18 protein-coding genes are annotated in these 25,823 nt (G+C 44.7%); 14 read left to right on the top strand and 4 right to left on the bottom strand.

Annotation, left to right across the window (positions count from 1 at the left end):
- Positions 1-312: 312 nt before the first annotated feature.
- From DP114_RS04875 to DP114_RS04855, 5 genes are all read left to right on the top strand, one after another.
- Positions 313-705, top strand: a complete 393-nt coding sequence (locus tag DP114_RS04875) for a response regulator transcription factor (RefSeq protein ID WP_169265024.1) — start codon at positions 313-315, stop codon at positions 703-705.
- A 71-nt stretch (positions 706-776) separates the two neighbouring features.
- The gene (locus tag DP114_RS04870; protein WP_171975588.1) at positions 777-1,310 is read left to right on the top strand and encodes a chemotaxis protein CheW; all 534 of its coding nucleotides are present in this window, start codon (positions 777-779) and stop codon (positions 1,308-1,310) included.
- A complete protein-coding gene (locus DP114_RS04865) occupies positions 1,252-5,463 on the top strand; it encodes a GAF domain-containing protein (protein ID WP_246163057.1) in 4,212 nt (1,403 codons plus the stop codon). The genes DP114_RS04870 and DP114_RS04865 overlap by 59 nt, the downstream gene beginning before the upstream one ends.
- Before the next feature lie 359 nt (positions 5,464-5,822).
- The gene (locus tag DP114_RS04860; protein WP_171975586.1) at positions 5,823-8,978 is read left to right on the top strand and encodes a hybrid sensor histidine kinase/response regulator; all 3,156 of its coding nucleotides are present in this window, start codon (positions 5,823-5,825) and stop codon (positions 8,976-8,978) included.
- Complete coding sequence (locus tag DP114_RS04855; protein WP_171975585.1) at positions 8,978-9,436, top strand: chemotaxis protein CheW; 459 nt, start codon at positions 8,978-8,980, stop codon at positions 9,434-9,436. Before DP114_RS04860 ends, DP114_RS04855 begins: the two co-directional genes overlap by 1 nt.
- An 88-nt stretch (positions 9,437-9,524) precedes the next feature.
- Here the strand turns inward: DP114_RS04855 and DP114_RS04850 are convergent, their stop codons facing one another.
- Positions 9,525-9,770 carry a peptidoglycan-binding domain-containing protein gene (locus DP114_RS04850; RefSeq protein WP_169265020.1) on the bottom strand — a complete coding sequence of 82 codons (246 nt, stop codon included), beginning with the start codon at positions 9,768-9,770 and terminating at the stop codon, positions 9,525-9,527.
- 135 nt (positions 9,771-9,905) lie between these two features.
- A complete protein-coding gene (locus tag DP114_RS04845; RefSeq protein WP_171975584.1) occupies positions 9,906-10,730 on the bottom strand; it encodes a SirB1 family protein in 825 nt (274 codons plus the stop codon).
- A 497-nt stretch (positions 10,731-11,227) separates the two neighbouring features.
- Here DP114_RS04845 and DP114_RS04840 point away from each other — a divergent pair, with 497 nt between their 5' ends.
- From DP114_RS04840 to recF, 7 genes are all read left to right on the top strand, one after another.
- Positions 11,228-11,809: a (2Fe-2S)-binding protein gene (locus tag DP114_RS04840; protein ID WP_171975583.1), complete on the top strand. Its 582-nt coding sequence runs from the start codon at positions 11,228-11,230 to the stop codon at positions 11,807-11,809.
- A 32-nt stretch (positions 11,810-11,841) separates the two neighbouring features.
- On the top strand, positions 11,842-12,840 hold the full coding sequence (locus DP114_RS04835) for an FAD binding domain-containing protein (protein WP_171975582.1): 999 nt from the start codon (positions 11,842-11,844) through the stop codon (positions 12,838-12,840).
- Entirely contained in the window at positions 12,837-15,149 is a 2,313-nt protein-coding gene (locus tag DP114_RS04830) for a xanthine dehydrogenase family protein molybdopterin-binding subunit (protein WP_171975581.1), read from the top strand. Before DP114_RS04835 ends, DP114_RS04830 begins: the two co-directional genes overlap by 4 nt.
- 377 nt (positions 15,150-15,526) lie before the next feature.
- On the top strand, positions 15,527-15,778 hold the full coding sequence (locus DP114_RS04825) for a hypothetical protein (RefSeq protein WP_171975580.1): 252 nt from the start codon (positions 15,527-15,529) through the stop codon (positions 15,776-15,778).
- A 330-nt stretch (positions 15,779-16,108) separates the two neighbouring features.
- Positions 16,109-17,557 carry a F0F1 ATP synthase subunit beta gene (gene atpD, locus DP114_RS04820; RefSeq protein ID WP_169265014.1) on the top strand — a complete coding sequence of 483 codons (1,449 nt, stop codon included), beginning with the start codon at positions 16,109-16,111 and terminating at the stop codon, positions 17,555-17,557.
- Between the two features lie 166 nt (positions 17,558-17,723).
- Positions 17,724-18,137, top strand: a complete 414-nt coding sequence (atpC, locus tag DP114_RS04815; RefSeq protein WP_171975579.1) for an ATP synthase F1 subunit epsilon — start codon at positions 17,724-17,726, stop codon at positions 18,135-18,137.
- Between the two features lie 279 nt (positions 18,138-18,416).
- Positions 18,417-19,616 carry a DNA replication/repair protein RecF gene (recF, locus tag DP114_RS04810; protein WP_171975578.1) on the top strand — a complete coding sequence of 400 codons (1,200 nt, stop codon included), beginning with the start codon at positions 18,417-18,419 and terminating at the stop codon, positions 19,614-19,616.
- 71 nt (positions 19,617-19,687) lie between these two features.
- Here recF and DP114_RS04805 read toward each other — a convergent pair whose 3' ends face one another.
- Positions 19,688-20,386, bottom strand: a complete 699-nt coding sequence (locus tag DP114_RS04805; RefSeq protein WP_171975577.1) for a hypothetical protein — start codon at positions 20,384-20,386, stop codon at positions 19,688-19,690.
- Between the two features lie 448 nt (positions 20,387-20,834).
- Complete coding sequence (locus DP114_RS04800) at positions 20,835-21,305, bottom strand: MgtC/SapB family protein (RefSeq protein ID WP_246163056.1); 471 nt, start codon at positions 21,303-21,305, stop codon at positions 20,835-20,837.
- A 295-nt stretch (positions 21,306-21,600) separates the two neighbouring features.
- Here DP114_RS04800 and DP114_RS04795 point away from each other — a divergent pair, with 295 nt between their 5' ends.
- Together DP114_RS04795 and DP114_RS34705 are read left to right on the top strand one after the other, a co-directional pair.
- On the top strand, positions 21,601-22,071 hold the full coding sequence (locus DP114_RS04795) for a hypothetical protein (protein ID WP_171975576.1): 471 nt from the start codon (positions 21,601-21,603) through the stop codon (positions 22,069-22,071).
- Between the two features lie 72 nt (positions 22,072-22,143).
- Complete coding sequence (locus tag DP114_RS34705) at positions 22,144-24,945, top strand: putative PEP-binding protein (RefSeq protein WP_246163055.1); 2,802 nt, start codon at positions 22,144-22,146, stop codon at positions 24,943-24,945.
- Positions 24,946-25,823 lie beyond the last annotated feature (878 nt).

Genomic DNA, 25,823 nt, shown 5'->3' with positions numbered 1-25,823 from the left:
ACTAGTCATTAGTCATTAGTCATTAGTCATTAGTCACTGGTCATTAGTCACTGGTCATTAATCACTGGTCATTAGTGAGCCAGCGCTATGCAGTCCTTGTTTTCCACTGGCTCAAGCGACTGGCGCTCATCGCAAAGCGCAGGCTACGCATGAACGTTTACGACGTTTTGCAGGCATACCCGATAGCCTTTTGGCGTGGCGGAGCGCCACAGGATCATTAGTTATTAATAGACCTTTTGCAAAAGTGAGATTTTACGAGGTTCTGTTAAGAGTTAACAGTTCCCTATTCCCGAGTATACAGGAACGTTTTTTATGACCACAGTGCTTTTAGTTGAAGATAGCTTGACAGAAACTCAAGTGTTAACTAGTTATCTCAAGCAAGCAGGTTTAACGGTCGTCACTGCTATCAGCAGTGAAGAAGCACAGCTAAAATTGCAATTTCAGACGCCTGATTTGGTTATTATTGATGTCATTTTACCAGGACAAAGTGGGTTTGAATTATGCCGTGAACTGAAGACCAATGCTAATACCCAAGGAATCCCAGTCGTGATGTGTTCAACCAAAGGAACAGAAGCTGATAAACTTTGGGGTTCGATGTTGGGAGCTGATGCTTATATACCTAAACCAGTAAACCACCAACACTTAGTTCAAACAATTCAGCAATTAACTTCACAGCTTCAATATTGGCGTAGAAAAATCACTTAGTTATTCGCAATTTGGGATTAAAAAATTAATCGAATAGCAATTTGTAACGATAATTTAGAACTAAACAAATTATGCAGACAGAACCGAAATCTGTACTCGCAGTGACTAGTTTTGAGCCACTGGAACTAAATCCACTCCTCCCAGAAATTAACCTTTCTAAATTGCTTCGCTTTCCCCTTGGACTTCAGGATAGTGGACTATTACCTCTAGAACAAATTGGCGAAATATCGCGGGTTAATTTAGCATCCATTCTACCTATTCCTGAAATGCCAAGTTGTATTTTGGGAATTTGTCACTGGCGAGGAGAAATGCTGTGGCTTTTAGACTTAAACCATCTTATTGGATATCCTCATCTGACGATGCAGGCAACTCCTGTGGCAATAGTCGTTAAGGTCAACGAACAAGCTATAGGTCTAGTAGTACCACAAGTTGATGACATTGAATCATACGACTTGCAACAACTGCAAAAAGCAGCACCTGGCTTATTTCCTCCTAAACTCCTACCTTTTGTTCTAGGAGCTTTGCCAAATGGCAATATTGTGTTAGATGTCACAGCAATTACTCAGTATCCCCTGTGGCAAATACACCGAACAACAGTTTCTTAGCAATCATCAAACGATAATCTTCAAGGATGTAAACATGGTTTTACAGGATTTTGAGCAAACCAAGCAGATATTTGATTCCCAGTCCCAAAATGGTAATGTAAAAACAGCAGAGTTCATCGGTTATTCTGAGTTACATCAAGCTTCTGAATTAGTGAATGCTATTAAAGCAGATCTTCTAGGAGATTCACTAAAACCTGAAGCTCAGCAAAAAGTTCTTCTGCTGGAAAAGTGCGTTCAACAGTTGCAAACAGAATATCAAACTCATCTGGCTGTCGCTTGTGAGCAACATACGAAGCAGACTCGGCAAAAATTATTCAGCATTTTCGCTCAGATGCGTCAAGCAGAAAATGTTGACACCTTGTTAAGAACTACAGTCATTGAGGTTCGTAAGCTTTTACAGGTAGATCGGGCGCTCATTTACCGTTTTCAGTCTGAAAGGCATGGCATCGTAGCAACAGAATCAATGGTAGCAGGATATACTCCAAGCCTGGGGGAATCTCTGAGTGCGATCGCCTTTGGCAGTGAAAATCAACACAGCTACCAACAACAGCAAGTCGTTATCCAAGACGATGTTTACGAAAACGTCAAGAGTGCTTATCAACTCCAACTACTCAAACATTACCAAGTCCAAGCCAGTCTGAGTTTGCCCATTGTCATAGATGAACAAGTCTGGGGCTTGCTTGTAATGCAGCAATGTTCAGCTTCTCGTCAATGGCAAGAAGCTGAAGTTAGCCTGCTTTACCAAATTGTCACTGAACTGAGGCTAAATTTACAAACAGTAGAACTTCTTAGCCAACAAAAAGAGGAGGCTAAGCAAGAAAAGGTTTTAGCTCAAATCTTGGAACAAATACCACTATCTTCTGATACAAGCGTTATCCTTGGCAACATCACCCAAGAACTGCGACAGTTTCTCAAGGCTGACCGAGTCGTTGTTTATCGCTTATACCCTGATTGGAGTGGCGCATTTATTGCTGAATCTCTCGCCTCGGGCTGGGTTGCTTTGATGCAAGAGCAAGAGAAAGACGTCAGTTTGAAATCAAAAGATACATTGGATTATGACCGCTGCACGGTGAAGATGTTTGGCAATGTTGCTAGGTTTGACAGTGACACCTACCTGAAGGATACACAAGGAAGATATTTTGTCAAGGGCAAGATAATTAATCGTGTGGACGACATCTATGCTGCTGGTTTTTCTGAGTGCTACATCAAAACTCTAGAGAAATACCAGAGTAAAGCCTACATCATTGCCCCAATATTTGAAGGGGAACAACTCTGGGGTTTACTAGGTGTGTATCAGAACTCTGGACCTCGACGCTGGCAAGATTCTGAGGTTGCTTTGTTGTCACTAGTCAGTAGTCGTCTCAGCATTATTCTCAGGCAGATTAAAGCAGCAGCTCAACTAAAACTGAAATCAGAGCAACTGGCGGCCCAGCGGGAGCAAATCGTGGCGAATGCGATCGATAGAATTCGTCAATTATCTGACATTAACACCATTTTCAAGACGACAACTTATGAAGTCCGAAATATCCTCAAGGCAGAGCGTGTCGTTATTTATCGCTTTAATTTAGATTGGAGCGGTGAGTTTGTTGCTGAGTCGGTATCGAGTGAATGGAAATCTGTAATGCAGGAGCAATTTGACAACCCCATCCTGCTAGAAAACATTAGCGAGTGCAGTGCCAAAATTCTTGGTGGAGGAAAAGCCAGTATTACAGACACCTATCTCCAACAAACTCAAGGGGGACGATTTTCCACTAAAACAAACTTTCGGGTTGTCAGCGATATTTACCAAGCAGGATTTTTACCTTGTTACATTGACACTTTGGAGCGGTTGCAAACAAGAGCTTACGTCATTACTCCGATTGTCAAAGGAGACAGGCTTTGGGGTTTATTAGCGGCATATCAAAACTCTAGTCCGCGTGATTGGCAAGAGCATGAAATTAAGGCGATGACCCAAATTAGCAATCAACTAGGGATAGCCATACAGCAGGCAGAGTACCTCAAACAACTACAGGAGCAAGCCACTCACATAGCCAGAACTGCAGAGCGAGAACGAGGCGCAGCCAAGGTTATTGAAAAGATTCGTCAAACATCGGATATAGACACCATTTTTAAAACAGCAACACAGGAAATCAGGAAACTTCTGGGTGTAGAGCGATTGGCTATCTACAAATTTCGTCCAGATTATTTCGGTGACTTTATCGTTGAGTCTGAGTCCGGCGGATGGCCTAAATTAGTTGGTAGCGGTTGGGAAGATAGCTATGTGCAAGAACATCAAGGTGGTAGATTACGTGACAATGAACCTTATTTTGCGGATGATATCTACAAAGCCAATCTATCTGATTGCCATATAGAAACCTTAGAGGGATTTGGGGTTAAATCGTTCTTAGTGGTTGCTATCTTCCAAGGACAAAAACTCTGGGGCTTGTTGTCAGCGTTTCAACACAGTGGACCAAGGCACTGGGAAGAAGCTGAAATTAAGGTACTGATGCAGATTGCCTCGCAACTGGGAGTCGCTTTACAACAGGCAGAGTATATTAAAGAACTGCGTGTGCAATCACAGAAGTTAGCCAAGTCAGTTGAACAGGAAACACTTTACAGCAAACTGGTGTATAGACTCGGCTTAGCTCTGATTCAAGAGAATTTTTCACTTGACAACCTGCTCAAGATGGCTGTCTCGGAATTACGGAGACTGCTTAAAGCTGACCGAATCGCTATCTTCCGCTTTGATCCTGACTGGAATGGTGAATTTATCGTTGAGGATGTTGGCAGCGATTGGGTTAAAGTTGTGGGAACTGAGCTAGCTCGAGCTGACGATACTTGTCTTCAAGAAACAAAAGGTGGTCGGTTTCGCCGTAGAGAAACTCTCAGCATTGATAATCTCAGAGCTTCTGGATGCGATGAATGCTACATTGAACTCATAGAAAGGTGGGGAACAAAGGCTTCTATAGTTGCTCCTGTCTTTAAGGGCGACCAACTTTGGGGATTATTGGGAGCTTATCAGAATGATGCACCACGTCATTGGGAGCAAATAGATCTCAACTTGGTAGCTCACGTAGGGGTGCAAGTTGGTCTTGCTTTACAACAAGCAGAATACTTGGAGCAACTAAAAACTCAAGCACAGCAATTGGTTCAAGCAAGCGAAAGGGAAAGAGCAGCTAAAGAGCAACTTCAACGAGAAGTTATGCAGTTGCTGTCAGCAGTGCAACCAGCATTACAAGGGAACCTGACTATTCGCTTACCTGTGACCGAAGGTGAAGTAGGTACGATCGCCGACGTTTATAATGTCACCCTGCAAAGCCTGCGAAAAATCGTCATGCAGGTGCAGACAGCATCGAGACAACTCGCTCAAACCTCTCAAGCAAACGAATCTTCTATCGTTGGTTTAGCCACCCAAGCGCAGCAGCAGTTTCAATTCTTAACTCATGCTTCGGAGCAAATCCAAACGATGGTCAATTCCACAAAAGCCGTAACCACAAACGCCCAACAGGTGGAACAAGCAGTGCAGGTGGCAAACCAGACCATCCAGCAAGGGGATGCAGCGATGAACCGCACTGTGGATGGAATTCTTGACATTCGGGAAACAGTGGCAGAAACCAGTAAGCGCCTTAAGCGCTTCTCGGAATCTTCTCAAAAGGTTTCCAAAGTCGTGAATTTGATTAGTAACTTTACAACTCAGACTCAACTGCTTGCCTTAAATGCAGCGATTGAAGCAACCAGAGCCGGACAGTATGGACGTGGTTTTGCTGTTGTCGCCGATGAAGTGCGTTCTTTAGCGCGTCAGTCTGCGGAAGCAGCAACTGAAATAGAGCAGCTGGTTCAAGAAATCCAAAAGGGCACAGCAGAGGTTTCTGTAGCTATGGAAAATGCGATTCAGCAAGTTGCAACAGGAACAACGCAGGTACACGAAGCTCGCCAAAATCTAAACGCCATTGTTGCAGCCACGACTCAAATCAGCCAACTTGTGGAAGGTATTACGCAAACAACACAAGTACAAAGTCAGCAAATCCAATCAGTCACACAAACTATGACAGAAGTGGCAGATATTGCCAACAATACAAAGGAGGATTCGATGGAAATTTCCACATCCTTTAAGGAAATCCTAGCAATGGCTCAAAATCTCCAAGCCAGCGCTGACCAGTTCAAGGTCGATTGATGAATAAATATTAGTCATTTGTTGCTTTTTGAAAAGAATACAGTGGTCAGAATCACCAACTCAAAATCAAGGAGATGCTACGTTTTTGCGTAGGGTACCTGTAGGGTATATTCCTACTCTGCGGAGTTCTTTCTTGGTTATTTATTCTTTTGTGTAAGTACTTATGACTAATAATACCAAGTTGCAATCAAAAGTATCACCTGTCATTGCGAGTGAAACGAAGTGAGACCAGCGCTGCAGGAGGGTTTCCCGACAGAGGCGACTGGCGAACCCGAAGGGTGGAACGAAGCAATCTCCCCTAAAGCGCTACTACAAGAGAACGCAACTTGGTATCACTAATAACTAACGACTAACCACTAATGACTAACGACCCAAACATTCAAGAGCAAAGCTACCGCTACTTTCTCCAAGAAGCACCAGAACTGCTGCAAGTGATAGAACAAGAATTGTTCAGTCTAAGAGTTGACTTCAGTGTCAATAAAGTTTATACGCTGATGCGTGCTACTCATACCCTCAAAGGAGCAGCAGCCAGCATCTGTTTGGAAGCGATTACAACCGTAGCTCACACGTTGGAAGATATTTTTAGAGCAATTTGCAAACCTGACTTATCGATTGACCAAGAAGTTGAAGCTTTACTATTCGAGAGTTATGAGTGTTTGCGCTTACTCCTAACTGCTGAACTGACAGCAGGGTGGGTGAATGATGTTGATATTCTCGACCGAATCGCCAGTATTTTTGCCCAACTGCAAGAAAAGTTAGGAGACTGTTTTAGTCAAGAAGTTTACCTTCCCAGTTCACAAGAATTGGGCTTTGATTTAACGCAGTCCATCTTTGAAGTTGGAGTTACTCAACGCTTAGATCTGCTAGCGACAGCCATAAGCAGTGGTCACTCCGAACAAGTTGCTACTACGCTGAGGGTACAAGCAGAGGTTTTCTTTGGTTTAGCTGAGTCGCTAAATTTACCAGGGTTTGGAGCTATAGCTCAAACGGCGCTGACTGCTTTGGACAACTATCCCGAGCAAGCGATGGTTGTTGGCTACATTGCTTTGGCAAACTTCCAAGAAGCACGAAAAGCCGTGCTAAACGGTGACAGAAGTCAAGGCGGTCAAGTATCCTTAGCGTTAGAAAAACTGGGGGAACGACTCCAGCATTTACCTCAAGCGTCCCGAAATGAACCAGTCCATGCTCAAGAGGAGGTGAGGCAGTCCAACAGAGAGGAGCTCCCCCAGGAGCAACTGTCGTTGGGCCAGCGTCTGCACAGGAGATACACCGAACGAGTAACTCAAACGACACCTGAGACTGAACCAGATACTGAGGAATCAGCGTCTGATTATCAAAATACTCATCAACTCGACTCTTTTCCTTCATGTCCTGTGGAATTTGAAGCCAAGCCTCACCAGGAGGTGACGCTAACGCAGGAACAAGAACCAGTGCGGACTTCTTCCCACCTTCTGATCTCCTCACCTACCGAACCTGCCATATCCTCCTCAAATCGTACTGTGCGGGTTAATGTTGGGGAGTTAGAACAACTGAATTACCTCATAGGAGAATTGCTAACAAACCAAAATCGCCAATTTCTCCAGAAGGAACAACTGTCGGCTGCTGTTCGAGTACTTCTTTTAAAACTACAACAACATCAGCAGTTGCTTCATCAGTTACAAGATTTGTCGCAACGCCAGTTCAGTGTTCCAGAACAAAAGTGGTTATTTCGCAATGGGCAAGACAAAGGATATTTCGATTCTCTGGAACTAACGACTAGTTACAGCGAGTTTCATAATCTTGTTCAATCACTTCTAGAAGACATGGTGCAATTGGGAGAAACAACCGATGCTATTGAAATGTTTAATCGTCAGTCCCAGGAGACTTTGGAAAAACAACGTCGGTTATTAACTCATACCCATGATTCTTTCATGGAAGCCCGGATGTTGCCCTTGGGACACTTATTTGAACGCTTTCCCAGTATCTTGCGTCAGCTAGAAGTTATACACAAAAAGCAGGTAACACTGAATTTATCTGGAAGTGACACCTTAGTTGACAAAGCAGTGGTTGACAAACTGTATGACCCCCTGTTGCATCTAGTTCGCAATGCTTTTGACCACGGAATTGAATTGAACTCAATCCGACAAAAACGGGGCAAGCCAGAGAAAGGTCAGATTGAAATCTCTGCTTATCATCAGGGTAAGTACTTAGTGATTGAAATTAGGGATGATGGTCAAGGATTAGATTTTGAAAAGATTCGCGCCAAAGCGGTAGAACGTCAACTTGTCTCACCAGAACAAGCTAGCAGTCTAAATGAAGCTCAGCTAACAGAGTTCATTTTTCAACCAGGCTTTTCTACAGCTTCTAGTATCAATGACCTCTCTGGACGAGGAATTGGTCTGGATGTTGTTCGCATTCATTTGCAAAAAATTAAAGGTTCTGTTGAAATATTTTCTCAACAGACTCGAGGTACAATGTTCAGACTGCAAATTCCTCTGAGCTTAACGCTGGCCAACTTACTGCTTTTTCAAGCTGGCGACCAAATCTACGCCTTATTTACTAATTCTATCGAGGAAGTTCTTATTCCTAAAGCAGACCAGATTCGCTCCTGGGAAGAAGGCAAAGTCCTGCGGTGGGGTCAGGGTGCTTCTATGAAACTGATTCCTTGTTACCAACTCACCAAAGTCCTGAATTATTTCTCATCTGTCAGTCAACCTGAAGTATTTAATACCAAGCCGAATGGTGTTTCTCAGAAGCTTGAGTTGCCAATTATTCTGATTCGTTCTCAAGATAAACTTTTCGGTTTGGAAGTAGATCAGCTCATCGGTGATCAGGAATTGGTTATCCGTCCATTAGGAGCAATGATTGTCCCTCCCCCTTACATCTACGGGAGTAGTATTCTACCTGATGGTCGGCTAACGCTAGTACTTGATGGGTTAGCATTGATGGAATGTTTGTCGCAACGGCAAAAACAGGATAATAGTCATTGGGCAAGGAACAGCGCTTTTAGGGGCGAACGGCTGGGCGTGAGTTCAACGCCCCTGATGTTCACCTCCAGGATAGAACAGCCGCGATTACTATCCCAAGCGAGTACTGCCCTGCCAGAAGCACCAACTCTAAGTCACCACAAACCAAGACCAAAAAAAACTATTCTCGTAGTGGACGATTCCATTACCGTCCGCCAAACTGTAGCTTTGACCTTAGAAAAAGCAGACTATCAAGTACTTCAGGCAAAAGACGGTTACGAAGCAATTGAACGACTCCAAGCTCACACAGATATTCATCTAGTATTGTGTGATATCGAGATGCCACGAATGAATGGGTTTGAGTTTCTCAAAGATCGTCAGCAAGACCCAACTTTGGCAAATATTCCTGTTGTGATGCTAACTTCCAGAAGTAGTGAGAAGCACCGCCAACTTGCTTTAAAGTTGGGAGCTAACGCTTATATTATCAAACCTTATCTGGAGCATATACTGTTGAGCACACTGACAGATGTCCTTGAGAAAAATACTGGAGTTCTTGCTAGGAGAGATTAATGCACAACAACGAGTCACAGTTAGACAAGTTTCTTGTTTTTAACATTGCAGATTATCTCTTTGCGCTCCCGATGAGTGATGTGCTCAAGGTAGTGAATTTATCATCTGCAAATAGCAAAAGCCTGCCAACAATGGGGCTAGTGCAGATCGGTAAGTACATGATTAAGATTTTGGATCTACATCAATACTTAGGCGAAGATAATTTCCTTTACTCATCTGATCACCCATCTTTTTTGCTGGTTGCACACAATTCACAACGGGAACTCTACGGAATTTTGGTAGATGAACCACCCGATATAGTGGAATTATCTAAAGAAACGATTCGCTTTTTACCAAGGTCTAGCAATTATCGTAAACCTATTATTGAGATGGTCAGTCATGTCGCTGTTTTATCCGAAGAAGAAGTTGTAAAAACAATCTTTCTGCTCGATTTGAAGCGTATCGCAGAACCGGTTTAACTAATACACAGGTACTAAAGTATGAAAAAATTCCCACTATTCTAGTCGAAAGACAAAGGTGGGATGATCCACCTTTTGTAAACACTAATTATTCTCTATTAGCTAAAGCCTCCCAAGTTTGATAACCCACAACTCCTGGAGGATCATTAATAAAGTCACGAGAATTTTGAAAGTCTTTGACAGCATTTTCTGTATTTGAACCAAAAATGCCGTCAACACCAATAGAGTATCCATGAAAGTTGTCTAAAAGTAGTTGTAAAATCTTGACAGCTTCACCTTGACTATTTTTGCTTAATTTGGGCATGTTTACAGTACCTAGAGCTTGTCCTGACATAAGTTTTAACTCCGTGAAAAAAAGGTCATTCCGTCAAAAAGTTCTTTCTAGTTTTAATAGATGTCAGTAAAATTTACTTATGCAGTGTAATTAAAATTTAAATATTTCTACCCCCTTCCAATGGTGGAGTATAACTTAAGACATTCTTTTAAGCAAACTCAGTATCTGTCGAATTGTAACAGCATCCTCGGCTTGGGGAGCTTTTATCAGATAAGTTTCCAAGTCGTTAGCAGCTTGAGCAAATAGACGGAGTTCATAGCACAAAAGACCGCGATCGCGCAATTCTAATGCCGCGCCAGGAAACAGTAGTAAAATCCGTTCAACGGCTGCTAAAGCTTTTTCCAACTCCTGCTGATTCAGGTAAATATATTTCAAATTCGCCAATATCCGTGCTAAAAACTGCTTCTTACTCACTGTTGCCAAAAATTCCGGTTGCAGCGGCACGGGTTGTTGATAAACTTGATTGAGGCGTTCTTGACAATCTTGTGGAAACATGACTTCCCCAAAATTGAACGCATCAATGAAAATCTCCGTATCTGGAATATCAGGACGAATCAGAAAATGTCCTGGCATTCCTACTCCTACTGTAGGAAAGTCTATTCTTCGGGAGACCTCCATATAAACAAGTGCTAAGGTAATAGGAATTCCCAAGCGACGATCAATGACATTATTTAAAAAGCTGTTGCGAGGGTCATAGTAATCTTTTTGATTTCCAGCAAATCCCAGATCATCATAGAGATACTGATTGATACTTTGAATAACTCGCAGGGGATATCTCTGGGATGGTAAGCGTTCTTCTAGCTCCACAGCCATTGTATCAAAAGCATTAAGATATTCCTCTGGGTCGATGTTGGGATATTCTTCCTGTGCAATATATAAAGCTGCCTTTGCTAAGTCAATATGCTCATCAGGCTGCTGAATTTGTTGCTCAAAATATTGCCGCGCTGACGAGAAGTTCATAAGCAGATGTTCTTGAATATACGTTCAAAAAAAAGACGAAAACGCGTATAAAGCTTTTTTCTAGTTCTATATTAAACTTGCTATTGCGATTTAAAAAATGGAAATTCAAAATTCAGCCGACAGTCAAGTCAAAAGTGGAACTGACAGTAGCTTTAGCACACTCCCGCTAGATTTACCTCTATCTTTTTCATCACTTTTACAGAAAAGTTAAATTTTTTAGAGATTATACTAAATCTGCTTTGAATACTATCTAAAAAGTATAAAGAAGTTGCTTGTCTGTGGTAGCTCATGTTAATGATACAGAGCTTAATATACGTTACCAATTATGTTGGACAAGCTGCTGTCGGTTATAAGTAAAAACAATCATTCACAAAATTAAACTTTTAATACGGTTAAATTGATGAAAATAAAACCATAGATGTACATAAATAGACTAATGTATCTATGTTCATCTGTGGTTATAAAATACCCAAGAGCCTTCTTAAAGGAGCGAGAACATGGAGAACACGAGCACAACTACTTCAAAACGCGTCTCAATACTCGACCAAATACCACAGTCAAATGCGCCCTCTCCCTCTTCTGTACCTTCTACTAGTACCATCCCAGTAACATTACATATCAACGGTACAGAATACAATTTGCAGATTGACCCGCGTGTCACTCTACTGGATGTCCTACGAGAATATATTGGACTAACAGGTACGAAAAAGGGCTGTGACCACGGACAGTGCGGTGCGTGTACTGTACTTAGTGACGGATATCGTATCAACTCATGCCTGACGCTTGCTGTCTCATATGATGGTGAGCAAATCACGACTATCGAGGGTTTAGCCGAGGGTGAAGATTTGCACCCAGTACAAGAAGCATTTCTCCACCACGATGCTTTTCAGTGCGGTTACTGCACTCCAGGGCAGATTATGTCTGCTGTGGGACTGCTCTTAGAAGGACACGCAAAAACTGACGCTGACATTCGCGAACAAATGAGCGGCAATATTTGCCGATGTGGCGCTTATGCAAATATTTTTGCAGCCGTTCGTGAATTGTGCGACGGCGAGGACAATTCTAACGCAAACGCCTGAGCACCTCAAGCAAAACAACGGAGGCAAAACGGATGAATCCATTTACTTATGTACGCGCCGCTAACTCAGACGACGCGATCGCAACACTCACTCGCGAGCCACAAGCAATGTTCATTGCAGGTGGTACCAACATACTTGACTTGATGAAAGAAGGTGTACATACACCAAGTCAACTTGTAGATATTCGCAAATTACCGTCTACAGAAATTGTCACTAAAGATAACGGTGGTATCAGAATTGGAGCGACATTGCGCAACAGCGATGCTGCATACAATTCGTTAGTTCAGGAGCGCTATCCTGTGCTGTCAGAAGCCATTCTTGCAGGAGCCAGCGCCCAACTACGGAACATGGCAACAGTTGGCGGGAACTTAATGCAGCGAACACGCTGCTCTTACTTTCATGACACAGCCTTCGCCTGCAACAAACGTCAGCCGGGTTCAGGCTGCGCCGCATTAGAAGGTTTCAACCGGATGCATGCAGTCTTAGGTACCAGTGAACACTGTATCGCCGCACATCCCAGTGATATGTGTGTTGCGCTAGTTGCGCTGGATGCAGTTGTGCAAACACAAGGACCAAGAGGCGAGCGGAGTATTCCCATCACCGACTTTCACCTGTTACCTGGTGAGACACCGCATTTGGAAACGGTACTGGAACACGGTGAGATTATTACAGCAGTTGATTTGCCAGAAATGCCATTAGCTTGGCGATCGCACTACCTAAAAATACGAGACAGAGCGTCTTACGCCTTTGCGCTCGTATCCGCAGCCGTAGTCCTCGAAATAGATGAGGAAGTGATTCGCAACGCGCGTATTGCTCTTGGTGGTGTAGGAACAAAGCCGTGGCGTTCATTAGAAGCAGAGCAAGTATTAGTCGGTGCACCAGCTACACAAGAGACTTTCACAGCAGCTGCTGATGCAGCGATGCAGGAAGCTAGACCATATCGACACAATCAATTCAAAATTGAGTTAGCAAAACGAACTTTGGAAGAAGCACTCAAGACCGTAGCAGCAATCTCAGGAGGTCAAGCATGAGTACAGGTATCATTTCCCCCCCAAAACAAAGAGAGCCGATTGTCGGTAAACCAATTGACCGTGTTGATGGACGACTCAAAGTTATGGGTGCGGCTCGCTATGCAGCCGAGATTCCGCAAGATAACATCGCTCATGCTGTTCTGATCCAGAGTACTATTGCCAAAGGTCGGATTCAAAACATTAATACGGATGAGGCAGAGAAAGCACCAGGCATACTGGCTGTGCTCACCCATCTCAACGCGCCAAAACTCAATTTAATGAAAGAAGGAAGTATAGTCAAAGGCAAGCTGGGTGAGAGTTTTGTGCCATTGCAATCAGACGAAGTCTTCTATGACGGACAACATATCGGCGTAGTTGTCGCTGAAACGTTAGAGCAAGCTAAATACGCCGCATCGCTCGTTCGTGTTAGTTATGAGGAAGAAAAGCCAAGCATTGAAATAGAATCAGAATCACCCAAGGCATATCAACCAAAACAGTTCTTTGGTTCAGAACTGCAAGTACAACGAGGTGATGTTGCCAAAGGTTTTGCCGAAGCGCAAGTGAAGATTGAACAGACTTACACAACGCCAATTGAACATCATAACCCAATGGAGTCGTCGGCTTCCATTGCCGTGTGGAATGGTGAGCAACTGACAGTTTACGATGCGACACAGTGGGTGATTGGTACCCGCAATATTGTCGCCGACGCACTTGGCATACCTGAGGAAAATGTTTGTATCATATCGCACTATGTGGGTGGTGGATTTGGTTGCAAAGGTTTTACATGGTGGCACACTATCTTGGCAGCAGTCGCCGCACGTGTAGTCGGTCGTCCGGTCAAACTTATGGTCACGCGTCAGCAGATGTTTACCTCCTGTGGTCATCGTTCGCGCACTATTCAACAACTAGCATTTGGGGCGACAAGAGACGGAAAACTTACTGCCATTAAGCATGTGACAACAATGCAAACTGCCGAGGTAGATGAATTTATTGAGCCGTGCGGGTTGACAAGCATAGTATTTTATGATATCCCAAACTTAGAGGTGGCACATAATTTAGTTCGAGTCAACACTGGCACTCCAACAGCTATGCGGGCACCTGGAGAAGCACCAGGTATGTTCGCCTTAGAATCTGCGCTAGATGAATTAGCGTATGAGTTAGGAATCGACCCTGTAGAACTCCGCATTATTAACCATGCCGATGTGCATCCCCATACAGGCAAGCCGTGGTCAAGCAAATATCTCAAGGAGTGTTACCAACTGGGTGCAGAAAGATTTGGCTGGTCACACCGTAACCCCAAACCACGTTCTATGCGCGACTCTGACTATCTTATTGGTTGGGGAATGGCCAGTGCAACCTATCCGGGGCTGCGTTCTCCAGCGTCAGCAAAAGCGCAACTTTTCGCCGATGGACGCGTTATCGTATCGAGTGCAACACATGATCTTGGTACAGGTACTTACACTATCATGACGCAAATCGTCGCTGATGTTCTTGGGCTAGGTGTCGAACGAATTGAATTTAAGCTGGGTGAATCATCCATGCCTGTAGCACCTGTTGCTGGTGGTTCGCAGTCAGCTGCAAGTGTTGCACCCGCTGTGCAAGGAGCCGCACAAGAATTACGTAGTCGGGTGATTCGCCTTGCGATTGATGACGAGTTGTCACCATTGTATGGAGTCGCCCAAGAGGCAATTTCAACCGAGAACGGACGTGTTTTCCTCAACAACGAGCCATCAAGAGGTGAAACTTACGCGGAACTTTTACAGCGTAATAATTTGCCGATAGTAGAAGTTGAAGCGATCGCAAACACTGCTGCCTCGGAGTCACAACAAGGAACGGACAACAAAGTCGTAAGAATCTGCGTTGGCAAAGATGAAAACTCCGACATGCAACAGTATGCATTTCAATCTTTTGGTGCACACTTCGTGGAGGTGCGCGTTCATCCACGTTTGGGACAGGTACGCGTAACCCGCTTTGTGAGCGCTATTGATGTTGGACGCATCCTCAACCACAAAACAGCACGGAGCCAAATTCTAGGCGGTATCACTTTTGGGTTAGGCATGGCATTAATGGAAGAGACAGTACTCGACCAACAAAGCGGTCGTTTCGTTGTGCGTAACTTGGCAGATTACCACGTTCCTGTGCAAGCAGATGTCTCTGACATTGACGTGCTATTCATTGATAAACCCGACCCACACATTAGTAAGATGGGCGTGCGCGGTGTTGGCGAAATCGGGATTACTGGCGTTGCAGCAGCAGTTGCCAATGCTATCTATCATGCAACAGGAAAGCGCATTCGCGAGTTGCCAATCACTCCTGACAAGCTGCTGTAAAGGCAATACAGTTGGTGATAAGCAATACAGTAGAGACGTTTTGCCAAAACATCTTTGTTTCTCGCCCCTCGTCCCCTGGCTACAGCCATATATATTCAACAGCGCTCATCTAATTATATGTCCTAACGTACATGGCTATTGCTGTATAAGCTTGAACCGTTGAAGTAATCTCTGACACCAACATGGATTTAGCTGATGGAAACCGTCAGCTAAATCCATGTTTTGGTCATTTCTTTTTATGCAAAACCACGGGCTATCAACTTTACCTTCTACCAACGACTTTTGACCACACCCCTAAACGACACACACTAACCTGTAGACAGTTGTTGGTAACAGTTCAGAAATTGTAACCTTCTATGACTAGATTTAACTTAAACATGAAAATTGAGGATAAAAACAAATACAAAAAAGTTAAAGTTATAGTCTTATCTACAACTGCAACTGCTGCCATAGTCCTTGGTGTAATTGCATTGGTGTTGAGAAAGACTTCTTTTTTACCTTCATCAAGACAACCAACTACAGCGCCTACATCAACTGTACAGCCAACCACAACGCCTACATCGTTGCCTGGTACTAGATATGATCATAACGATGATGACGATGATAACGATGATAACGATGATGACTGATAAGGTATTGTATGCCTTTTTGTTGTACGCTTATTTACGCTGTAATCAGTAGGCATGGTCGCGCCAAAATTCTTACACAGCAAGAAATACAGTTAGTTTTCACGATTGGATTTAACTGTGACCGTGATAAAACCTTCTTTGTTCAATCTGAACTTTTTTTAGACGCGGATATTGAGCATAACCTAATTACCGCTCAACAGCCTGATTCTTAAGGAGAAATTTAAGCGCAATAGAGGGGATCGTTCAGTGCTAATCTTGAAGAGACAAGAGCAAAATCTTATGTCCTTGAGGACCCGATCCCAAATATAGCTTCAATCATTAAGGCTCAGCATGGTCACCACAGCAGAAAAAACAAACATTGGTTACATTACCCAAGTTATTGGTCCGGTTGTTGATGTCAAGTTCCCCAACGGGAAAATGCCTCAAATCTACAACGCTTTGACTATCAAAGGCACTAACGAAGCAGGACAAGAAATTTCAGTTACTACCGAAGTGCAGCAGCTGCTAGGTGACAACCAAGTCCGAACTGTCGCCATGAGTACTACCGATGGCTTAGTGCGTGGTCTTGAAGTTACTGATACTGGCGCTCCTATCAGTGTGCCTGTTGGTAAAGTCACGCTGGGTCGGATTTTCAACGTTTTGGGCGAACCTGTGGACAATAGGGGACCTGTCGATTCTGAGGAAAAATTGCCCATCCACCGGGATGCTCCCAAATTCACAGACTTGGAAACCAAACCTTCCGTGTTTGAAACCGGGATTAAAGTTGTTGACCTGCTAACTCCCTATCGGCGCGGTGGTAAGATTGGTCTATTTGGCGGTGCTGGCGTAGGCAAAACCGTCATTATGATGGAGTTGATTAACAACATCGCACAACAACACGGTGGAGTGTCAGTGTTCGCGGGAGTAGGTGAGCGCACCCGTGAGGGCAATGACCTTTATAATGAAATGATTGAATCTGGGGTAATCAACAAAGATAACCTCAACGAATCGAAGATTGCCCTAGTGTACGGTCAGATGAACGAGCCACCCGGAGCAAGAATGCGGGTAGGTCTATCTGGGTTGACAATAGCAGAGTACTTCCGCGATGTGAACAAGCAAGACGTGCTGCTGTTTGTTGACAATATCTTCCGATTTGTGCAAGCAGGTTCAGAAGTGTCAGCTCTGTTGGGACGGATGCCTTCTGCTGTAGGATATCAGCCAACATTAGGAACCGACGTCGGTGCACTGCAAGAGCGGATCACTTCCACCAACGAAGGGTCAATTACCTCAATTCAAGCGGTATACGTACCAGCCGACGACTTAACCGACCCCGCACCCGCTACCACATTCGCTCACTTGGATGGAACAACTGTACTATCTCGGGGTTTGGCATCTAAGGGAATTTATCCAGCGGTAGACCCCCTAGATTCTACTTCCACCATGTTGCAACCCAACATTGTTGGCGAAGAACACTACAACACTGCTCGTGCTGTACAATCAACACTACAGCGTTACAAGGAACTCCAAGACATCATCGCAATTCTCGGTTTGGACGAACTGTCTGAAGATGACCGTCTGACTGTGCAGCGTGCACGCAAAGTTGAGCGTTTCTTGTCCCAGCCGTTCTTTGTGGCAGAAGTGTTCACCGGTTCTCCTGGTAAGTACGTGAAGCTGGAAGAAACCATCAAAGGCTTCCAGAGAATTCTTGCTGGAGAATTCGATAATCTGCCAGAGCAGGCTTTCTACTTGGTCGGCAATATTGACGAGGCAGTCGCCAAAGCCGAAAAACTCAAAGGCTAATATTCAGTGAACAGTTATCAGTGAACAGTTATCATACTAATTCTGATCACTGTTCACTGATACTTGATGACCGATAACCCTTCGGGTTCGCAGTCGCCTAGGTCGGGAGACCCGTCATTCGCGCTGGCTCACTGATAACTGATAATTGATAACTGATAACTGAAATATGACATTGACTGTTCGTGTAATTTCCCCAGATCAAACTGTGTGGGACGCCCCAGCTGAAGAAGTCATTTTGCCCAGCACCACCGGTCAACTCGGTATCCTCAGCGGACACGCACCACTGTTAACAGCCCTAGATACGGGCGTTATGCGAGTGCGTGCTGAGAAAAATCAGGGTTGGACAGCGATCGCCCTGTTGGGTGGCTTTGCCGAAGTTGAAAAAGATGAAGTCACAATTCTAGTAAACAGTGCTGAGCGGGGTGACGCAATTAACATTGAGGAAGCCCGTGCTGCTTTGAATGAAGCTGAAACCCGTTTGAATCAAGTACAAGCAGAAGAGCGCCAAAGCCAAATCCAAGCAAACCAAGCATACAAACGCGCTCGTGCTCGTTTTCAAGCTGCAGGTGGTACAGTCTAGTTACTTGTAGGTAGGTTGCTCTATCTACAAATTGTTCTCTGACAGAAGTTTCCAGTAAGTCTGAAGGAACATGAGGTTACTAGGAGGCTTAGCTTGCTTTCTACCATACTTTAGGCGTGGCTGTAGACTAATGTCTGAGGACAGATACTACCTCGGAGTGCATTATTAGCTTTTGCCAGTTCTGCAGTGCGTTCAAGGGACGGCTTGTCACAGGCGATTCCTAAAGGAAAGCTCCGCTAAAGTCAAAGCAGTAAGCAATCCGGGGAGTCTCAATAGCATATGTACCTGAAAACCCTTCATCTGCGACAATTTCGCAACTATAAACAGCAGCAAGTTGAGTTTAGTGCTCCCAAAACAATTTTGGTAGGCAATAATGCTCAGGGCAAGTCCAATTTGTTGGAGGCGGTGGAATTGCTGGCAACATTGCGATCGCACAGAATGGCACGCGATCGCGATTTAATTCAAGATGGAGAAACCATAGCCATGGTTGTTGGCACTTTAGAGCGACAAACTGGCATCAGTGACCTTGCTCTCACCTTGCGTCGAAATGGTCGCCGTACCGTTGGTTTAAATGGTGAAACTCTGCGGCGTCAAATGGATTTTCTTGGTGTCCTGAATGCAGTACAGTTTTCTAGTTTAGATTTAGATCTTATTCGCGGTGGTCCTGAAGGTCGCCGAAACTGGCTGGATACTCTGTTAATCCAACTTGAACCTGTCTATGCTCATATTCTACAGCAATATAACCAGGTTTTGCGGCAGCGCAATGCCTTCTTGAAAAGCACTTTGCAACACCAGTCGCCATCGTTACGGGAAACGGCTGCGCGTCCACAAGAAAAACCACTGCATCTGACAAGTTCAAAAGCCCAAACTCCACAACATTCTGAGTTAGATATTTGGAATGCACAGTTGGCTACGACAGGAACACGGGTGATTCGACGACGCGATCGTGCCATACAGCGACTAGCCCCTATTGCTAGTGCTTGGCACGCTAGTATCAGTGGTGGTACAGAAATTCTAGAACTTAAGTACTCACCCAATGTTTCATTAGACCAGAACAATCCAGAGCAAGTACAGCAAGCTTTTTTAGAAAAAATAGAGCAGCGTGCTTGGCAAGAGTTACATCAAGGTACAACCCTTGTTGGTCCTCATCGTGACGAAATAGAATTGACAATTAATCAAACACCATGCCGTCAATACGGTTCTCAAGGTCAGCAACGAACCCTAGTACTAGCCTTAAAGCTAGCAGAATTGGAACTTATAGAACAAGTGGTTGGCGAACCACCCCTGCTACTACTTGATGATGTCTTAGCAGAACTTGATCCATCTCGACAGAATCAGCTACTCGATGCCATTCAAGATCGTTTTCAAACCCTGATCACCACAACTCATTTGGGTTCTTTTGATTCACAGTGGCTAAATTCCTCGCAAATTCTTTGTGTGGATTCTGGTAAGATATCAAAAACAGTTATTGGTTATTAGCCAGAATGCTTTCTCTGTCTGTATTCTGGATTTAGCTACAAATTTGGTTCCCTTTCGAATGCATCAGATTTCTAGTTTGAAAGCCGAGTGCCATCCCATGGACAATATTTCCATGACACGTGTGCAGGCTTGCCATTAGGACACATTCTTGGCACAAAAAGCGAATTGAAAGGAAACTCAAATTTTATTTTAGACTTTTGAAGACCCCTTCTATCTCCAAGGGATACCCTTAGTTCTCCGGGTTCATAAGGTGAAACTAGACGTCTACCTGAAGAATCAATATCGCTATACACAAATAACCAAAAATTATCACCCATCTGACCTGCTATTTGTGACAACATTGGGCGAATAGTCTCTTTAAGAACATTCATAAAATTACTATTTTTTTCTACTAACTTTAAAGTTCTTAATTGTCCATCACGACTAACATGTATAACTTTTAGCCCTCTTCGTACCGTTTCTTCAGGAAAAAAATTAAAATTCAAGTTTGTTTGAGGAGATGACTCTGCTTGTACGACGGCAAGGATAAATACTGAACCAAGCTCTGACTGTAGCAATTTTTTTACTTCAGGAGAAACTTGTTTATCATGTGATAATGAAGCTTTCCAATACTCGAATGGCATCCAAAGCACTGCGTTCAAATTGTTACTGCTTATATCAGCCTGATAGATTTCTTTAAATAACTCATTGATAGGTATTTCCTTGTCCATACGCCGTTCCAAAGCACTTGCCGCAGTAGCACTAACACCAAATAGTGTTGCTAGAATCATTAAACTTATACACTGTTTTTTTGATATCATTAACTAAATTTTCCATGTAATTATTGCATCTTAATATCTTACCTCGTTACCGTTCGATAGATCAATACGGTTCAGTTAAGCCTGTGTTATAATATGCAAAAAAATCATCATAAGCTAACTATATTTAATGAGTTAAGTAAGTCGGCGTTTAAAAATGAATCTATATAACGAAACGTCAAGTAAGCAAATAGTTTAGAAATAGCTCATTTGACAGTTTTTTACCAAACGAAACATACATACATAGATAGATAGGTTTTCTCGTGCCGACTTACTTATAAATTAGAAATCATCAATTAATAAGTAAGTGGACATAAATAATCGTAAACATGTCCGCCGCGTATGCCCAGAGGGCACGTTAAGGGCGAATGCTTCACTCGCTGCAGACATTAAACACATCTGTCCACTTATTTCACTAATCCTACTTCTCAAATCGTTTAAAAACGTTTAGAACTAACAAAGACAAGGAAGCTGCTATTAATCCTAATTGCCACAAACCACATCCAGCAGCAATACCCAAAGCCGCACAAACCCAAATAGCTGCTGCTGAGGTGAGTCCCTTAATTTCAGTTCGCCCTGATTCTTGGGAAGATGGACGTACAATTTCTCCTGCACCAAGGAATCCTACACCAGCAGCAATACCCTGAATCACTCGCGAGAGAGCATCACCATTTGGTTTATCTGCACCTGTCAACAAAGATACGAGAGTGAACACAGCTGCACCAAAACTCACTAGCATATGAGTTCGCAAACCACCTGGTTTGTGTCTAATTTGGCGTTCTATGCCAATTATTCCCCCAACGAGTAAAGCAAGGCACAACCTAAAGGTGATGTTTAACCAATCATTAGCCGGAAGATAGTAGATGCTGCGCAATGGGAAATCCTTGTCCATTCTTGATAAAGATTAATATACAATCACTGGTGTACTTACTTGATTTTAGCGAAGCTAAGCACACCTCAAAGAGCTTTCTTGAGAGCGCCCGACGGGCGGCGCGCCACCCGCAACGAATGAAAGAAACACCTTTTTCCCTAACACCCCTACACCGTTCGGCGCTCGCGCTCTAGGCGTTGCCCTTACACCCTTACACACGCCAGATACCTAGGTCGGGAGACCCTCCTGCAGTACTGGCTCCCCTACACCCCTGTGTTTCTTCAAAGTTCCTTCCCTACGCAAGTAATTTGACCCTATGGCTAACGCCACGCCTTACGGTGAGTCCAGCGCTGCGGGAGGGTCTCCCTCATGTGCCACTTCTGTGCGGAGAGCAGCGCCTTGCGGGGGTTCCCCCAAAGTCTGCCGGGGGAAGCAACCCAAGCGGCGAGCTTTGACCGTTGTGGCGACTGGCTGTCGGGTTCCCAAGGCACGTTTTCGGGGGAAGCTTCCCCCGAAAAGCTGCCGCCCCGTTGTAGGCGGAACGCCTTCCCGCAGGGTAGAATGTGGCGTCAGGCGACGGGCGTTCCCGGAGGGCTATCGGGTATGCCCAAAGCGCACGCCTGGAGGGCGAACGCCAGATGCCTCTGTCGGGAAAACGCCACATCCTTCTCCCAAGGGGAGACGCAATCATGCGAACAAGTCGGCAGAGCCGCCCAACGGAGTGGCTCCCCTCCAGCAGCACTGGTCTGACCAAATCAAACCGGATTCCCATATTTACCATTCGTAAAGCGGTCGCTACTTATATGATCAGAGTAATTCCGTTAGCGTAGCAACTGGCAACAGATAACAAAGTAATTGAGTGGACAAACTCTACTGGCTTGAGCAAATTAAACTACAAGACCGCGCCAAAGTTGGTGACAAAGCATTTTATTTAAGCAGAATTATGCAGCGCGGTTATCCTGTAGTGCCTGGTTTTGTCGTTTCAGCGGAAGTTTTGCGAGAATTTCTAGAAACTCTCAACAGTTCGGAGGCGTTAGTCGCTGACTTACCTTATTCTTCACTACACTTAGATGTCAAAAATTGGCGTCAACTTCAGCAGGTTGCTAGACGCTTGCGCCAAGAGATCAGTGCTGCTCATCTGCCACAACACCTACTGAGTCAAATTGTCAATGCAGCTAAAGAATTAAAATCTGCATATCTGATTTTTCGACCAACTTTTGTACTGCCTACTATAAAGCATGGGGTGACTAAGACATCTGGATTGCTAGAGTCTGTGGTGTGTGAATGTGATGAAGAGGCAATTGCTCTGGCATTGAAGCGCACCTGGAGCCAGATGTTTCGTGCTAAAAGTTTATCGTACTGGCAATGGGCAGGAATAGACCTGCAACAAATTAATTTGGGAGTTTTGGTACAACCTTTTAGGAATGCGATCGCCAGCGGCTTACTCAATGCCAACTCTTCTGAATGGGAAATTTTAGCGACATCGGGATTAGGAGTGGCAATGACTCAAGGTGAAGTCTTGCCAGATGTTTACTACATCCAGCCGGAAACTGGTACTGTCAAAGAGCGGCAACTGGGCAATAAGATGGTAGCTTACCGCGTTAATGATAAAGCGCCTGTAGCAGCTTTGCAAACGGTGCCAGCTTCAGGTGCGCTGGTTTCAAATGACTCAAGTCTTGTTCCTTACCTGTTGGAAGAAGACCAACAAAAACAGTATGCTTTGCCAGAAGAACATCTGCAACAACTGATTCAATTAGCAACTCAAATTGTCAAAGAAACTGGCGTCAATTTTACCTTTGAGTGGACTATCTCTTGTGAGGCAACGAGTACGCTTTACCTAACGCAAATGAGTACACCCTTGGCAATTTATAATTTCCACTCCATCAAAGGATTAGGAGCATCAGCGGGACGTGTGACAGCAACTGCTCATATTATTGTGAATGCACAACAAAAACCAGAACAATTACCCAAGGGAGTCATTTTAGTTACACCAACAATAGCACCTGATTGGTTACCGCTACTGCAACAAGCTGCTGGCATTATTACTGATAAAGGAGGTATCACAAGTCATGCTGCTATCCTTGCGAGAGAATTGGGAATACCAGCAGTCGTGAGCGTAGCAGATGCCACAGCAATTATTCAAACAGGCGAGAAATTACTGATTGATGGCGACAAGGGGGAAGTTTATCGTTTAACAAGAGAAGCTAGGGAGATAGGACAAGGGGAAGAAGACACGGGGACAAAAGGAACTCAGGGTTCCTACAGAGGAACCAGCCCTGTGGGTGGGTTTTCTGTAAAGTCGAGCCAGCGCCCTTCGGGTATCTCCTTCGGAGACGCTGAGTCCTTCGGACACGCTACGCGAACGCGAACGCAGTCGCCTAGGTCGGGAGACCCTCACTTCGACAAGCTCAGTGCACAGCCTGCAGCGCTGTCTCACCGTGCAGGGGTTCCCCAACGCCAGACGCCTGCGGAGGGAAACCCTCCTATGCCCTACGGGCAGGCTAGCCCCGAAGGGGCAAAGCTCGCCGGGGGGAGTATCCCCCCGGCAGACTTTGGCGCTACGCAAACGCCAACAGCGCTGGCTCTCGTTGAGGAAAGTGTCCATCGACAAGGGGAAGATAATACGGGGACAAGCGAACTAACAGAGGACACCAAAGCACCCGGCTGGTTCCCGTTGAGGAAAGTGTCCGTAGACAAGGGGACATATTTATTCTCCGCGTCTTCGAGTTCTTCATCACGCCTAAGTTTGCCGATGATCACTACAAAACTGTTGGTTAACTTGAGCCAGCCTAGTTTGATCGAACAAGCGCAAAGTTTACCTGTGGATGGTGTGGGATTATTGCGCTCAGAACTGATGGCTCTGAATATACTCGAAGGGAAACACCCGAGTGCTTGGCTGTTGGAGGGACACCGAACCAAATTGTTAGAACGTTGGTACGAGCAGATCATCCACTTCGCCCAAGCTTTTGCACCAAGACCAGTTTTTTATCGGTCTTTGGATTGGCGTTCCCATGAGCTACCATCTTTGAATGATAATGTAGAATCTTCCACGCAATCGATGCTGGGAGAACGTGGTACCTTCAGCTATTTGAAAAATCCCGCAGTTTTTGAGTTAGAACTGGCTGCTTTAGCCGGCGTACAAAACGCAGGATACAGCAATATCCATCTACTGTTACCTTTTGTTCGTACAGTGGAAGAGTTTTCCTTTTGCCGTCAAAAAGTTGAGCAAGCAAGGTTAACCCAAGTACCACAGTTTCAATTGTGGATTATGGCAGAAGTGCCAAGCGTCCTGTTTTTACTGCCAGAATACGTCAAAGCAGGTGTACAGGGAATTTCAATTGGTACGAATGATCTGACTCAACTGCTCTTGGCAGTGGATAGAGAACAAGGACAACTCGCAAAAGTGTTTGATGAACGTCATCCAGTTGTTATGGGTGCTGTTGCTCAACTCATTCAAATGGCAAACAGTGCAGGAATTCCTTGTTCTATTTGCGGTCAAGCACCAGCGCTGTATCCTGAAATTATTGATCAGCTGGTACAATGGGGCATCACTTCTATTTCTGTTGAACAGGAAGCTGTTGAACGGACATATTTGGCGATCGCCCGTGCTGAACAAAAGATCATTTTAGAAGCAGCACGGCGTCAACGAAATCAGCAGTAGTTTAGATTAGATCTGTCTTGAAAGTCTACCTCTCAAGTATTGCTGATGTTATTGCCAACCAAAAAAAAACCCCTTGCGCTACTTTATAAGGTATTGCAAGGGATAAAAAATCAACTGGGAAAAACTGAATATTGAATACTATATGTTGCTTTTTCAGCTACAAGCTGGAAATAGTTACTTAATACTTAGTTGTATTTTGTTATAAGGCACATTGCTTTGCTGCGCCCTAGTAGCGTAAGGCCGAATTCACGCATGCCATGCGTCCCGCTGCACTAACAAAATTCACTTAGGAATACAGCACAAGCGTTTCATTGATTTGGAATGGTGAGGCAGTCCGGTCTTGGGGAGCCAGTTCTGCAGGAGGGTTTCCCTCCGTAGGAATCTGGCGTGGTTCCCCGCATGAGGAACTGCCGAACCCGAAGGGGTGGTTTATTTACGCGTGTGGTGTACTAGTGGGAACGGTCTCGCTACGATAATGGCGTGCCGCAGGCATAGATCGCAGTCGTCCTGAGAGCGGGAAATCCATCATTCACGCTGTTTCACCGCCCAGAGGGCGTCTACAAGTCGCTTAAAGAGCACTTGAAGGAGTGCCGAACCAGTCGCGAGCGTCGCGGAAAACTCTCCTAAAGCTTACGCAAGGGTTCGTTTCGTATGCCCAGAGGGCACGCTACTTTGAACCCAAGTAACTTGTGCTACCAGGGAATTGCAACTTGGTATGAACAGCTGCTGTTTCAAATAGCCGTTAAGTGCCACGGGCAGCGATTGCAACCCGTTACGAAAGAAACAACTCTTTCCCCTTCGGGTTCGCCCTAGTGGGAACGGCCACGCCTTACGGTGAGTCCAGCGCTGCGGGAGGGTCTCCCGACAGCCAGGCGACT

Origin of the sequence: Brasilonema sennae CENA114, assembly GCF_006968745.1 — a bacterium.
Taxonomy (GTDB): Bacteria; Cyanobacteriota; Cyanobacteriia; order Cyanobacteriales; family Nostocaceae; genus Brasilonema; species Brasilonema sennae.
This window is presented reverse-complemented; position numbering and strand designations above follow the sequence as displayed.